Here is a 13742-nt window from a genome sequence, read left to right on the forward strand (position 1 = left end):
GATGAAAATAACGGATTTACATATTTATGGATATGGCAAGCTTTCTGGCCTGAAGATAGCCGATTTAAATGAATTTCAAGTATTCTATGGGGAAAATGAAGCAGGCAAATCAACTATTATGTCATTCATTCATAGCATTTTATTTGGCTTTCCGACTAAGCAGCAGTCAGAGCTAAGGTATGAACCGAAGGATGGGTCAAAATATGGAGGCCAGCTTACAGCAATATTCCCAGCCCATGGAAAGGCTGTTATTGAGCGTGTAAAAGGCAAGTCTGCTGGAGATGTCAGGGTCACTCTTGAGGATGGGACGCTGGGGGAGGAAGAGCTCTTAAAAGAACTATTATCAAATGTAGATAAGGCACTCTATCAGTCGATTTTCTCCTTCAATGTTCATGGTTTACAAAATATCCATCAATTAAAAGGGGAGGATTTAGGAAGATTTTTATTTTCTGCAGGGACATTAGGGACAGACCAGCTTATCCAAGCGGAAAATTTACTTCTCAAAGAGCTTGATTCACGTTTTAAACCGAATGGGAAAAAGCCAACTATAAACATCAAGCTGAATGAACTTAAACAGGTTCATCAAGAACTGAAAAGAGCGGAAAAGCAAAATGAACAGTACTGGACATTTTTAAAGGAGAGAGTGGAGTTAGAAGAACAGATTACTTCAAACCACGAGGAACTTTTACTTGTTCAGGATAAAAAGGCCCGATTAGAGGAATGGAGACATATTCAGCCTTTGAAGATGGAAGAGCAATTGATAGAAGAAGAACTGAGAACATTTGAAGAGATTCATTTTCCTATAGACGGCTTAACAAGAATGGATCGTCTGGAGCAAATGATCAAACCGCTTGAGGGGCAACTAGCTGGTCTTGTGCAGAGAAAAAACCATTTGATTGTTGAGCTGGAAAATAGTAAACCAAATGAAGCTTTTATTCATAAAGAACCTGAAATTACGGCTGCAGTTGAAAGCCTCCCATTATTAGAAAAGCTTAATCAGGAGAAGGAAGAGCTGACAGTAAAGCTGCAAGAATTAACACAAGCTGAACTTACTTTAAAGGAGAAGCTTCATTTGCCCATACAGGAAGACGAGCTGTTAAGCATTAATACAAGTGTCTTTATGAAGGAGAAAATTACTCATACGGAAGAACAGTATCGAAGGGTAAAGGCAAAAAAGCATGATCTAGATGAACGATTTAATGAAGGGAGACAGTTGCTTGAAGAAACGGAAGAAAAAATGAAAATTCTAGAACAGCAGCGTCTTCCTGTATCAGTCAGACTTGAACTTGAGAAAAAAATAAAAGATACCAATCAAAGGGAAATAATTGAATATGAACGAACACAAATAGACGATAGACTTGCGTTTCTCCAATTAGCAGAAAAAAAAGAAATGGAAAAGACAAGAAGAAAGAAGGCGCAAGATCGTATTCAATTAACACTCTTCAGTATTCTTTTTATGATTCTTGTCGTCTTGGGGATTGTAAACGCGGAGTGGTTGCTAGTTATTGCCGGCGTGCTTGGCATGATTGTTACTCTCTATTTGCATTATAAAAAAATAACCAAGTCAAATGGTGATTTTTTTACAGATGAAATGAAGACGTTAAAAGAAAAAAAGAGGGAGCTCATTCAAAAGTTGAATGAACATGATGATCAGGAGATGTCTGCTATTAAAATAAAGCTTGAGAACGATAGGGAAATAGTCGAGCAGCTTCGACATTATCAGCTTTTATGGGAGCAGGGAAACGAACAATATGAAAGAATTATTGCAGCTTTTGAATCTTGGGAAAAGGCGAAATTGGAAGCAGAGAGAAGAATGATTGAACTTGGGGAAGAACTATTTCTCCCACGGGATATTGCTTTAAATTATTTAGGAGATGCTTTTCAGCTTATCGAACAGCTGAAGAAGCTGTACAGAGAGAGAAAGAACATTTTTGAACGCAGTGAAACGGTTTCTATGCGGATAACAGAGATGATTGAAGGAATCTCTTCATTAAGTGATGCCTATTTGAAAATGGCTCCGTCAACTATCCAAGAAACGGCATACTTATTAAGAAAGTTACTAAAAGATGAAACAGAAAAACAAATAAAACAAAGTGAAAAGCAGACAAAGTTTTCTGAGCTTGAAGAAGAATATGTAAGAAAAAAAATAGAACACGATCATTTTCTAATGGAGCAGCAAAAACTCCTGCAGCTCGCACAGGCAGAAAATATTGAGAACTTCCGAGAAATAGGGCAATGGGCAGAGAAAAAAAGACAGCTGAATGATAAGCTTAAAAATGTTGTAAGTCAGCTGAAACGTTCATCGTTTAATGAGGAAGAGATAGAAACATATATGAGCGTTACAAATATAGATTCGATTATACAAAAGCATACGGTAAGGATGAAAGAACTGAAAGAAAACATGCCTATCCTGCAACAAAGCCTTGCTGAAATAAAATATGAAATTCAAGTAATAGAAGAAGGCGGCACATATGCAGATCTGCTTCATAAATTTAAACAAATGAAGGCAGAGCTAGAGGAAGATGCAAAAGAATGGGCCAAGTATGCGATTGCAAAAGAAATTCTCGACAAGACGGTGGAACGTTTCAAAACCGAGCGGATGCCAAGGATGCTAAAAAAAGCGGAAGAATTTCTTACTTGCTTAACAAATGGAAAATATGTCCGATTGTATCTGAAGAAGGATAGCAGCGGTTTTCTCATTGAAAGCAGCAATCAGCAATTATTTGAAGCCAACGAAGTCAGTCAGGCTACGATGGAGCAGATCTATGTTGCATTTAGGCTCTCTCTAGCATTAACTATATATGAGAAGCTTCCATTTCCAATTATCATTGATGATAGCTTCGTGAACTTTGACCATGTAAGAACAGAGAAGATCATGAGCCTATTAAAAGGCATTGAAAATAGGCAGATTTTATTTTTTACATGTCACAAGCATATGCTGCCATATTTTTCACAAAATCAAATTCTAAACGTAAATCATACAGCAAGTTTACTAGTATAGGATGAGTTTCTCGTCCTCCTTATCAAACGAAAAAACAGATCTATATGGTATACTATTTTTATAGAAGGGAGAGTGCGGAATATATGTCAAAGGGAATTATGTTTTACGATGTTGGAGAACAAATTGAACAGTTTCTATTAATTAAAAATGCAACGAAAGGAATTGCCAGTAATGGGAAGCCTTTCTTAACATTGATATTCCAAGATAAAAGTGGAGAAATTGAGGCGAAGCTTTGGGATGTGTCTGACGGAGATGAAAAGACCTTTAGTCCAGAAACGATTGTGAAAGTAACTGGAGAGATCTTAAATTACCGTGGGCGCAATCAGCTGCGAATCCGTCAGATTCGGCAGGCATCTCCAACTGATCCAGTTAAATTAGCAGATTTCCTTGAAACAGCTCCTTTAAGTACAGATGAAATGATGGGGAAAATAACGCAGTATATTTTTGAAATGAAAAATCCGAATATCCAAAGAATTACTCGTCATTTAATTAAGAAGCATCAGAACGCATTTCTTGAGTATCCTGCAGCGACTAAAAATCATCATGAATTTGTATCAGGTCTAGCGTTTCATGTCGTTTCTATGCTTGATTTAGCTAAAGCAATTGCAGGACTTTATCCGAGCCTGGATAAAGACCTTTTATATTCCGGTGTCATCCTTCATGATCTTGGTAAAGTCATCGAGTTATCTGGTCCGATATCAACCATGTACACGATTGAGGGAAACCTGCTTGGTCACATCACTATCATGGTTAATGAAATCGGAAAAGCTGCTGATGAACTTTCAATAAACGGAGAAGAGGTCCTCGTTCTGCAGCATTTAGTTTTGAGCCACCATGGGAAGGCAGAATGGGGCAGTCCGAAGCCTCCACTAATTAAGGAAGCTGAGATCCTTCATTATATTGATAATCTTGATGCAAAGATGAATATGCTTGATCGTGCATTAGAAAGAGTAAAACCAGGCGAGTTCACTGAAAGAGTATTCGCATTAGATAATCGCTCCTTCTACAAACCAGCTTTTCATAAATAGTTTTTTTCAGCCGTTCCCTCAAGAGAATAGAGGGAACGGCTGTTTATGTTTAAAGGGAAAAGTAAAATAGTTGTAACATTTTATATTTTCTTATGAATAGAAAGTATGTAAGGATAATCATAATTTCTGATTGGAGGCATAAATTTTAATAAGGCTAGGACAATCCTTCAATTAGGGGGTATATGAAGTTGTTGACGATACCATTTTGGGCTTATTTTGTTGTTGCAGGAATTCTTTTAAGTGCGTATATGGCTTTCAGGACTGGAAAAGAGGAACGGAAGGTGGAGAATGAAAGCATCGAACTAGAGGGAAGAGTGTATATGGAAAGAATACAAAAGGAAAAGGAAGCTAGAAGAGGAGTATAGAAAAATAGGTCCCAGAAGGGACCTATTTTGTTTAGGTAATTATTTATTTATTTTCAGTGCTGCTCTTTAAAATGTCTTTTAAATCTTTGTCATTGATTTTAACTTTAGCATCTTTCAATTCACGTTCCATTGCTTTTTCAATAGTTGCTCCGTCAAGCTTGGAAACCTTCACTTCATATTCCATTTCCTTTTTCATGTCTTCAAAAGGTTTTTTCTCTTTTTTCTCTGTTGTTTGGATAATATGATAGCCATGCTGTGATTTAACTGGTTCACTGATCTCATTTACATCTAGTGCATAAGCAGCCTCTTCAAATTCAGGAACCATTTGTCCAGCTCCAAACCAGCCAAGATCGCCACCATTTGCTGCAGAACCTGGGTCTTTAGAGTATTCTTTTGCTAAATCTTCAAATTTTTGACCTTCGTCAAGCTTTTTCTTAACTTCTTTAGCAGTTGCCTCATCTTCAACTAAAATATGACGGGCTTTAATTTGTGGCTTGTAATTATCGTAGTATTCCTTAACTTCCTTATCTGTTACTTTCACATCTTTAATAGCAGCTTTTTCCTGCATTAGACCTGTTTTGAATGTTTCTTTTAGATCAGCCTCATCTTTGAATCCGTTTTGTTGCAAGGCAAGCTCAAAATTAGCACCAAACTGTTCTTTAAGCTCATCAACCTTTTTATTTAATTCTTCATCTGTTACTTTGTATTTTTCTGAAAGGACTTTTTCGTAGACAAGCTCTCTTAATGCTTGTTCACCATATTTTTCTTTCATTGCATCATAAAGCTCGTCCTTTGAAATATCACCAGCTTTTGTTTCAACAACAACATCTCCAGACCCATTTGTGCTGTTACATGCTGTTAATCCTAAAACCCCAGCTGTAAGTGATAGGGTAATAATCCATTTTTTCATGTTGAACACTCCTAATTGTATTTGTTGATATTCGATTTCACAAAACTTACTATACCATAAATGACTGGTAGAACAAAAACAATAACCTATAATGCGGGTAAGAAAATATGTATTCACCTATCCCAATTCTTTCGTTTAGTCATATGATAAAAAGAAAACATTCATACGAAGAAATTAGCTGGAGCAATAATTTTGGATAAGTCGTGATATCTGCCTATTCGCCCGTGGAGGCAATTGAATAGGATATGTTAGCAACATGAAAGGAGGGTGTACTCATGGGTGCAGGGTATGGACACGGCGGAGGTTTCGCGCTGATCGTAGTGTTATTCATCTTGTTAATAATTGTTGGCGCAGCTTGGCTATAACTTAAGGAAGGGAGGAAGCATTATGTCTGGGGGAGCTGGATATGGACACGGTGGAGGCTTTGCCTTAATCGTCGTTTTATTTATCCTTTTAATTATTATTGGTGCATCTTGGTTGTAGTGGCAGGGACATAAAGTTTATCCGCCCTATGTAAAGAAAAGCGGAGGAATGATTTCCTCCGCTTTTTCTGTATGCCATTTTTCTTTGTCAATTATGCATATAAAATTTCAACAAACGAGGATATCAAAAGGATAGTCACCAAAATATTAATCGTTCGAAATACTTTAGGCTGCCGATCTTCAGGTATATCCTTTTGAAGGCAAAGGGAATTTGTCATTTTGTTAATATTATATAAAATAAAAACAGCAAAAATTATAAAAATGGAGATCATAGAAAAATTCCCTCCTTTAAACAGTCAGATGATTTAAAAAATGACCTACAAGTTTGATATGTTATTTACAATAACAAAAATTTAAGAAAAAAGATAGTATTTAAGATTCCATAAATATTATTATGGATAGAGGTTGAATTATTTCTCTTTCAACCAATTAAGAATAGTTGCTTCTCAGCAAAATTTCAAAGCCTTCATCGTTTTCTTCAATATATGAACGATTGGGAGCAGAAAGCACATTCTTGGCACAAATGAAATCAGAAAAACAAATGCCAACATGAAAGGCTAGTAAAATGGTAGAATAGTGAACATAATGCGGAAAATAAAAACATGCCAAAATCAATAAACTATTTATCGTGACAAACGGTGTAAATAATGCGACAATAAATTTCCATTTGGCTATTGGCTCATTAACTTTAATCTGAATGACCGGCAATAGTCCATATTTCATGGTTACTAATTTTTTTATTTTACTGCCAAGATGGGCTACTGGTAAATAATGTAGAAGCTTATGAAACGGGTACATGAACCATAAGCAAATAATAAATAATAAGAAATAGTTATCGTAAAAAGAAGTAACCCTAAACACATATTGAGCAGGTACGTAAATTATAATAAACGTTAGCAACATTGTTAAGGAAGACATAAAGAAAAGTCTTTGAGATCCATAATGCTTGTTAAAGTTAATTGTCTTCCAGCAATTCATTGTATCATACCTCCACAAGGAGAAAATATATTTCCATAAAACTTACTAAGATACTTTACGATGAAAATGCGAAAAAATCAATAGGGAAAAAACATAGAATTTGTCGAAGAATAATCATGGACATACACCAGAATATTTGTGGCTGGTATGATTGATAAATGGAGGAACAAGGTGGATATTTACATATTGATGGAGAAAATAAACAAACTTGAATATCATCAAAAGCTGCTTTTGAAGGTTATTGAAAACCCGAATCATTCCTTCTATAAATTAGTGGTTGAAAAATCGCTTGCGGAAAAGGATGTAAAGGTATTCAATCAAATTTGTGAAGAATTGAACATAAAGTGGGAAGAACAGAAAGCGGAAGGTTTTGTTTATTTTCATCCGCTTTATAAAGAATTTGAGAAGCGTTTACATCCTAATCTTACAGCTTATGAAGTAATTTATGCATGTATAAAACAGCAATTATTTCTTCCTTTAATGATAGAATTAAGAAGGTATCTTTGATTTCTCTATACGCTCTCCTTTAGTGTATACTCCTTTTTAGTTAGCTTGCCATCTTCCTCTACAAAGTCATTTTCAAGGTTCGCAAATGACTTTTCAAAAATTTCCATAAAGTCATCACCGTATATGTTTCTGACAATCGCCATGATTTCAATAATGTCAGGGAATTTTCCATATAGGTCCCGCAATGGCTTTGCACCCGTATAGGCAGCGTTTTGATCAGGATCATAAGTCTCCATAAGACTTAGTAAAATATTTTCTCCTTCAGGAGTCAGTTCGATATACGTATTTCTCTTGTCGCTTTCCTTTTTTGAAAATTTAAGTAAGCCCCGTTCCTCAAGCTTTTTTGAAAAGTTAAATGCTGTTGACACATGCATAACCCCGAATTTGGCCACATCAGAAATGGATGCTCCTTTTAAATGGTAGGAAATCCATAAAATATGATGTTCATTAATATTTAAATCATACGGTTTAATCCATTGCTGCCAATCCTTCTCAATCGTCTTCCAAAGTGCTTTACTTAATTGAGCAATCCTTTGACTAAAGATCATGGCTTCCTTTATAGAATATAATTTCTCATTCATATTCAAAAATCACCTTCTTTTTAAGTGTCTAATAACATTATGCCAATAAAACAAAAATTAATAAAGATATAAATTTACAAAATTTTTAGAAATTGATTAATATAATGATTTTCATTACGAGTAAAAATGGAAATAGGGTTAATACATAAAAGGGGATTGGTTAGAATTTACTCAACAAAATTAATCTCCCTCTCTGACTGTTTCACTTTATTAATATATTTGTTTTCGGCTTGAAAAGGAAAAATCCTTCTTTTTTTTATAAAAGTAAGGATTTTTTTTAGTGAAAGCGTTAAATGATTAAATTTTTAGGCTTTCTTGATATTCATATTTTTTTCAAGCTCATGGATGGCGATTTCAATGGCTTGTAATTCTTTCTGCAATTCTTGCTGATGAGGGCGTATATCGGCCTTCCATTTATTAATGGAGCTCTTGACATCAGTTGAAAAAGCCAGAATTTCTTTCTTGCCTTCTTTTGACGCGAGAATCGTCGCATCCTTTACACGCATTAATTTCTTATTTAATTCAATTATTTGATTCTGTATGCAATCTTTTTTTTCTTGGATTTTCTGTCGGGTGTCTCTGCCAGAAGTCGGCGTGGATAATAAAGTGCTTATTCCTGCTACTGCCCCTCCAATAAAAAATCCAATGAGCAATGATTTTACTTTCATAATTCTTCACCTCTCATGTTCTGCTTATATAGATTTTACTACAAAGGATAGAAAAATCCTTCATTTAAATGTGAAGGTTTTTCATAAATACTATGTAACCTATTAAAATGATAACATGTGGAAAGTTCATATATAAAAGAAAACAAGCATACATTTTAATAATTGTACAAAAGCTGAATTCAAAAGAAAAGGGGTGGGGACCGAAATGTCAGGGTTAACTGCAGGCATCTTTACAATCGGGGCTTTACTAATCTCCGGAGGTGTACATTTCTATCTAGCGATAAAGAGACCCGTCGTATACCCTCCTAAATATATACTAAGAAGGAGAGCTGCCGCTTTGGCAGCAGGGGGAATCGGATTGTTGCTTATTGGGGTGATTATGCATAGCTTTAAATGAAAACAAAAAACCCGCAGAGGCGGGTTTTATTATTATTGCTTTGCAGCAACTGTTGATTGATTTGTAAGCTTCGTCCGTTTCATAATGGATTGTGCAATCGGATATAGAATAGCCATTGTGATTGTGTTGACAATGGTTGCTGGCAGGACCACTGCGCCAAATAATGCAGCAAATGGACCAGGCAAACCTACAATGAAATATGCTGATGTTAAAAAGACAATCCCAGAAATCAGTGTTCCAATAGCCGTTAGAACAGAAGCGCTTATAATGGATTGATGGAACTTTTTTAATAAAAGGAAAAGCCCGAAGAAGATTGCTGCAGTAATTGGTTTATCAATGATGTTTGGGAATAGACCGCCAGGGAAGGTAGTTGTTAGCCCTGAGATAAGCCCTGTTGCTAATGATAGAAGTAATACACTTTTTCGATCAGGGAAAAGGATAATGCCTAAAAACATCATCGTTAACATCATATCTGGCTTCATTCCAGCACCAAAGCCTGGCATAACTGCATGCAATACCGCTCCCATTCCCACTAAAAGGGAAAGGGCAACAAGATTTTTCGTATTCATTTCTCATCTCTCCTATTCTCGTCTCAACTAATTTTTGTTCCTCCTGCAGTGCGCTCTATGCCTGCAGCGAAAAACTTGTAATAATTATAACATAAAACAGCTGAAAAAGAAGAAGTAATTTTCAGTTATATTTCCTGAATTTTTTCATGAATTCTGCTAGCTGAATGACATGTTCTACTGGCATCGCATTGTAAATGGAAGCACGGCATCCGCCAACAGAACGGTGACCATTTAGACCAATAAAGCCTTCTTCTTTTACCTGATGGAGAAAGCTTTTTGCTGTTTCATCATCAGTAAGGTTAAAGGTTACATTCATTTTGGATCTGCTTTCCTTTTCCGAATGCCCTAAATAAAATCCTTCACTGCAATCAATGGCATCGTATAGGATCTTTGCCTTCTCTATATTTCTTTTTTCAATAACCGATATACCGCCTAACTCCTTTGCCCATTCGAGCACAAGCTTCAGTAGATAGATTGCAAGTGTCGGCGGTGTGTTATAAAGCGAGTTATGGTCTGCATAAGTGTTGTAATTAAGCATAGTCGGTAAATGATTGCCTGATCTTGAAAGAAGCTCCTTTTGAATGATAACGACAGTTACGCCAGATGGGCCCAGATTTTTTTGTGCGCCAGCATAAATAATTCCAAAGTTTTCGATCGTTAACTTTCTGCTTAATAGATCACTAGACATATCGGCAATTAATGGAATCCCTATATTTCCAGGGAACTGCTGCCATTGTGTGCCGTAAATGGTATTATTGCTTGTTAAATGAAGATAAGCTGCATCTTCTGATACCTCTATATTTTCTGCAGGAATAGATTGATATTGCTGATGTTTGCTTGACGCAGAAATGAATGTATTCCCAACCTTTTCCGCTTCCTTCAGTGCTTTTTCAGCCCATACACCAGTTAATATATAGTTGCCTGTTTTCCCTTCTGTGAGGAGGTTCATAGGAACCATTGAAAACTGAAGGCTTGCTCCGCCTTGAAGGAAGAGTACCTCATAGCTGTCTGGGATGGATAGAAGCTCCCGCAATAACAATTTGGCTTGTTCGTGAATGGTTTCATATTCCTTGCTGCGATGACTTAGCTCCATGACAGCCATGCCAGTATGATTAAAATTAAGCCAGTTCTTTTCTGCCTCTCTTAATACCGTTTCCGGTAAAACAGCGGGACCTGCGTTGAAATTAAGTGCTCGATTCATCCATTTTCCCTCCCAAATTATCTGTCATACTGTAATGAAATAAAGATATTCCTATGGTAACAAATTAAAGGTATTTGTACATAACTAATTATGAATATTTTGAAAAATAAAATAAAAAGACACGCAGCAAATTTGAGCACCTTTCTTTTTTTGATTTGGGAAAAAGACATTACCTGCATAAGATAACAGGAATCTCTCCTTATTGATCTAATGTAACATGGAAATTGAATTAAAAATGGTTTCAAGAAGATCGTCGTATAAGCTTATCTTTTTTTCCCTATTTGAAAGCACAATTGGTCCAAAATTTATAGTGATAATTTTTTCTGAATGGGTAAAAAATAATATTTAAGAAAGGAGTGCTTGCGAATGTTTGTAAAAAAATGTTTAACAGGATTGGTAGTTTTGCTTGCGATACTCGTGTGTGTAAACACAGCAGGGTCTCTTGGCGTATATGCCGAATCCGGAGTGGGAACACAGCCAGCGGAGAAGGTGAAAGAGCTTGAGGTCGAGTTGAATGATGATTACTTTAGTCCGAAAGCGATTACTATTTCAAACGGAAAACCGACAATGCTGATATTGAAAAACAAAGGGAAGAAAGAACACACCTTCACAGTGGAAAAGCTCGGTATTGACGTTGAAATCCAGCAAGGAAAAGAAAAGACCATTACCGTTAAACCAAACCAGCCAGGTACATTTGAATTAATATGCCGGTATCATTTCCAGGAAGGTATGGTTGGAAAAGTAGTAGTTGAATAGCAAGAAGGATAAAAAGGGAGCTGCAACAGAAGCTCCCTTTTTATTATTTTTATCTGTGTCTGGAATCACGGGATAATTTCAAAAATAGTCCCTTGGTTAAAATCTGTCACTTTCATAGAACCATAAACACCTAAATAAAGTGTGGACTGATTCAGATTCGATCCCAAACTAACATAATAAGCGGACTTGGACCCAAAATGATAATCGGTTTGAATAACACTAAAATCATTTAGTTTACAATCTGTTCTTATTCTAGTATACGCTAAAACCCCTCTTGCCGGTGACCGAGATTCCTCCTTTCGAGCAAGATCGGTAAACACAACACTTCCGGTTAAACCGGAGATTCTATTTCCCATATAGGCTTGCACGCCAGTAAGTGCAGTTCCTCCAAATTTATCGGGTCTTTGATCTTTATGGAAATAACTAGTTAAAGGCTGAATGCGCCTTATCGAAGTTCTAATTGCTTCATTGTAATAAGCAGCTATTTTTTCATCTAAAGACGAATTTTCAGAGCAGCCCCCTATAATTGAAGTAGGAAAAATACCTTCCCATCCTCGCCAGCCGAAGTTAATAAATCCTTCTTGGTCCATTTCATATTTCATTAAAAAAGCTTGAACAAGTTGGGTAACAGGTATCGGCTTATAATGAACAAATGAAAAAATCGATTCGACCAAATCCTGTCCGACATTTCCTGCATATTTGATATATTGATTAGAATATCTTTGAAATGAAATGCCCGGTATATTCCGAACCCCTTTGGCAATTACCGTAAGTGTTTCCTGAATTGGCACGGGAAGTTCATGAAACCGTGTGACTATTGGCGGATTCTGGATAAATGTATTTTTAGCTACATCAATCTCTATTATTTTCCCGGCGATTTCTATATCATTCTGGCTTAAATTGAATGGATCATAGCCTGCTCCACCGTCTCCGGTTGTTAAAATAAGTTTTCCTGTTTCAGGTGAAAAGTTTAAGCTATTAACACCATTATGATTAAAAAATGGTCTTCTTAAGTTTAGTAATGTCCGTTGCTTTTGGGGTTGACCATTTAATGGTAGAATCCATTCTTCCACAGTATCAATATGATTATATTGAGTTTCTCTATTTATCCACCTTCTGTTTAATGTTTTTGGATCACAGGGGTTAGGTGAAAAAGATTCAGGAAGAGCACTCGGACCTTGTGTTCCAGCTACTGAATAATGAAGATAAAACAGACCGTTATAATAAAATTCTGGATGAAACGCTAGCCCTAGTAATCCCCGTTCATCATATCCCCCACCCGAAACACCTGCTTCTGAAGTACCTAGTTTTATGATTCGCGGGCGAATATCTAAAAATGTCCGTAAACTTCCGTCTCTTATGTAAAAAATCTCCCCAACTTGGGTTGCAATAAATAAGGCTTCTTTTGAGTCACCTGGGAGTACAGCTGTTTTCAAAACGGTCGGCAAATTTATCCTGCTTACAATGGGCTGTAAACGAACCTTAACTTTTTCCAACAAACTTTCACACTCCTTCTCAGTTTTCTTATAAAAGCATATGAACGGAACAGTTTTATTAATACCAATTAAGGGCTGTGGAATCTGCTAGGGATATGAACATGTTTCCCTTCAGTGTTGGAGGAATGGCAGCAATATAAATAGTACGATGATTTTTAAATCACGGTCCAAGATCGGGAGCTTTCATTATGGAAGCTTTTCATTTGGTGTTAACAAGTAGTTTGCTTTCATAGGAAGGATAAGTATTATTAATCGAGAATATATATTTAGCTTTACTCATAGAGGGAGTTAACTTTGATGTATTTTGGTTATGAAGAATGAGCAGTAAACTAAAAGGAGTCCGTTAAGTAATGAGTGTGATGAAAAAAATTAGAGAAGAGTATGTCATTTGGCATGCAAATCGTATTAAATTTCCAGTGTTTGGTTCAGGTACTATCATTAGAAAAAAAGTTATTTTTTCAGGAAAAGTACAAAAAGTAGGATTTCGCTTAGAAATCCATTGTATTGCTCAAAGGATGAAAGTAACGGGATGGGTGAAAAATGTAGAAGATGGAAGTGTTGAAGCTGAAATACAAGGGGAGGAATCTAAAATTAATTTTCTGGTTCATTGCATGCAGTCATTGAAACGGGCATCTGTAAAAAAAGTGATCATGATTGATGCACCTATTAAGGATGATGAAGATTTTACAATAGTGAGATAGTACACCCTACAGTCAAAATTCCTATTGGATAAAAAAATAAACCGTCATTTTGAACTTTTTTCAAAATAACGGTTTATTCGCTGTCCCATGTAATCAACCTTG

At 36.1% G+C, this 13742-nt stretch carries 17 protein-coding genes; 9 read left to right on the forward strand and 8 right to left on the reverse strand.

Features of this window, described 5'->3' with window-relative positions; all coding sequences use genetic code 11:
• Position 1: 1 nt before the first annotated feature.
• The 3 genes from ASU02_RS11520 (at position 2) to ASU02_RS11530 (ending at position 4394) form a co-directional block, all read left to right on the forward strand.
• Positions 2–3001 carry an ATP-binding protein gene (locus ASU02_RS11520; RefSeq protein ID WP_057763666.1) on the forward strand — a complete coding sequence of 1000 codons (3000 nt, stop codon included), beginning with the start codon at positions 2–4 and terminating at the stop codon, positions 2999–3001.
• An 83-nt stretch (positions 3002–3084) separates the two neighbouring features.
• Positions 3085–4029 carry a 3'-5' exoribonuclease YhaM gene (gene yhaM, locus ASU02_RS11525; protein ID WP_057763668.1) on the forward strand — a complete coding sequence of 315 codons (945 nt, stop codon included), beginning with the start codon at positions 3085–3087 and terminating at the stop codon, positions 4027–4029.
• Between the two features lie 182 nt (positions 4030–4211).
• On the forward strand, positions 4212–4394 hold the full coding sequence (locus ASU02_RS11530; protein WP_057763671.1) for a sporulation YhaL family protein: 183 nt from the start codon (positions 4212–4214) through the stop codon (positions 4392–4394).
• Between the two features lie 43 nt (positions 4395–4437).
• Here the strand turns inward: ASU02_RS11530 and ASU02_RS11535 are convergent, their stop codons facing one another.
• A complete protein-coding gene (locus ASU02_RS11535; RefSeq protein ID WP_057763673.1) occupies positions 4438–5304 on the reverse strand; it encodes a peptidylprolyl isomerase in 867 nt (288 codons plus the stop codon).
• 275 nt (positions 5305–5579) lie between these two features.
• Between ASU02_RS11535 and ASU02_RS25825 the strand changes: the two genes are divergently transcribed.
• Both ASU02_RS25825 and ASU02_RS11540 read left to right on the forward strand, forming a co-directional pair.
• Complete coding sequence (locus tag ASU02_RS25825; RefSeq protein WP_082631772.1) at positions 5580–5669, forward strand: YjcZ family sporulation protein; 90 nt, start codon at positions 5580–5582, stop codon at positions 5667–5669.
• Positions 5670–5691: 22 nt separating this feature from the next.
• Positions 5692–5787 (forward strand): YjcZ family sporulation protein, encoded by a 96-nt coding sequence (locus ASU02_RS11540; protein WP_057763675.1) that lies wholly within the window; start codon positions 5692–5694, stop codon positions 5785–5787.
• Positions 5788–5878: 91 nt separating this feature from the next.
• Here the strand turns inward: ASU02_RS11540 and ASU02_RS26985 are convergent, their stop codons facing one another.
• On the reverse strand, positions 5879–6058 hold the full coding sequence (locus tag ASU02_RS26985; protein WP_053475154.1) for a hypothetical protein: 180 nt from the start codon (positions 6056–6058) through the stop codon (positions 5879–5881).
• A gap of 157 nt (positions 6059–6215) precedes the next feature.
• Positions 6216–6764, reverse strand: a complete 549-nt coding sequence (locus ASU02_RS11550; RefSeq protein WP_057763677.1) for a DUF3267 domain-containing protein — start codon at positions 6762–6764, stop codon at positions 6216–6218.
• Positions 6765–6935: 171 nt separating this feature from the next.
• Between ASU02_RS11550 and ASU02_RS11555 the strand changes: the two genes are divergently transcribed.
• Positions 6936–7271: a DUF1878 family protein gene (locus ASU02_RS11555; protein WP_232426232.1), complete on the forward strand. Its 336-nt coding sequence runs from the start codon at positions 6936–6938 to the stop codon at positions 7269–7271.
• A 5-nt stretch (positions 7272–7276) separates the two neighbouring features.
• Here ASU02_RS11555 and ASU02_RS11560 read toward each other — a convergent pair whose 3' ends face one another.
• Both ASU02_RS11560 and ASU02_RS11565 read right to left on the reverse strand, forming a co-directional pair.
• Positions 7277–7852: an HTH-type transcriptional regulator Hpr gene (locus tag ASU02_RS11560; protein ID WP_057763682.1), complete on the reverse strand. Its 576-nt coding sequence runs from the start codon at positions 7850–7852 to the stop codon at positions 7277–7279.
• Between the two features lie 305 nt (positions 7853–8157).
• Positions 8158–8520, reverse strand: a complete 363-nt coding sequence (locus tag ASU02_RS11565) for a YtxH domain-containing protein (protein WP_057763684.1) — start codon at positions 8518–8520, stop codon at positions 8158–8160.
• A 205-nt stretch (positions 8521–8725) separates the two neighbouring features.
• Between ASU02_RS11565 and ASU02_RS11570 the strand changes: the two genes are divergently transcribed.
• On the forward strand, positions 8726–8917 hold the full coding sequence (locus ASU02_RS11570; protein ID WP_057763686.1) for a hypothetical protein: 192 nt from the start codon (positions 8726–8728) through the stop codon (positions 8915–8917).
• Between the two features lie 32 nt (positions 8918–8949).
• On the opposite strand, the gene ASU02_RS11575 is transcribed toward ASU02_RS11570, so the two are convergent.
• Together ASU02_RS11575 and serC are read right to left on the reverse strand one after the other, a co-directional pair.
• On the reverse strand, positions 8950–9486 hold the full coding sequence (locus ASU02_RS11575; protein WP_057763688.1) for a tryptophan transporter: 537 nt from the start codon (positions 9484–9486) through the stop codon (positions 8950–8952).
• 121 nt (positions 9487–9607) lie between these two features.
• Entirely contained in the window at positions 9608–10687 is a 1080-nt protein-coding gene (serC, locus tag ASU02_RS11580) for a 3-phosphoserine/phosphohydroxythreonine transaminase (protein ID WP_057763690.1), read from the reverse strand.
• A 366-nt stretch (positions 10688–11053) separates the two neighbouring features.
• On the opposite strand from serC, the gene ASU02_RS11585 reads away from it, so the two are divergent.
• Positions 11054–11443 (forward strand): cupredoxin domain-containing protein, encoded by a 390-nt coding sequence (locus tag ASU02_RS11585; protein WP_057763692.1) that lies wholly within the window; start codon positions 11054–11056, stop codon positions 11441–11443.
• Between the two features lie 65 nt (positions 11444–11508).
• On the opposite strand, the gene ASU02_RS11590 is transcribed toward ASU02_RS11585, so the two are convergent.
• Positions 11509–12939, reverse strand: a complete 1431-nt coding sequence (locus ASU02_RS11590; protein ID WP_057763912.1) for a PQQ-dependent sugar dehydrogenase — start codon at positions 12937–12939, stop codon at positions 11509–11511.
• Positions 12940–13289: 350 nt separating this feature from the next.
• Between ASU02_RS11590 and ASU02_RS11595 the strand changes: the two genes are divergently transcribed.
• Complete coding sequence (locus tag ASU02_RS11595; RefSeq protein ID WP_057763694.1) at positions 13290–13640, forward strand: acylphosphatase; 351 nt, start codon at positions 13290–13292, stop codon at positions 13638–13640.
• Positions 13641–13742: the final 102 nt, after the last annotated feature.

Source organism: Cytobacillus praedii (genome assembly GCF_001439605.1).
Lineage (GTDB): Bacteria > Bacillota > Bacilli > Bacillales > Cytobacillaceae > Cytobacillus > Cytobacillus praedii.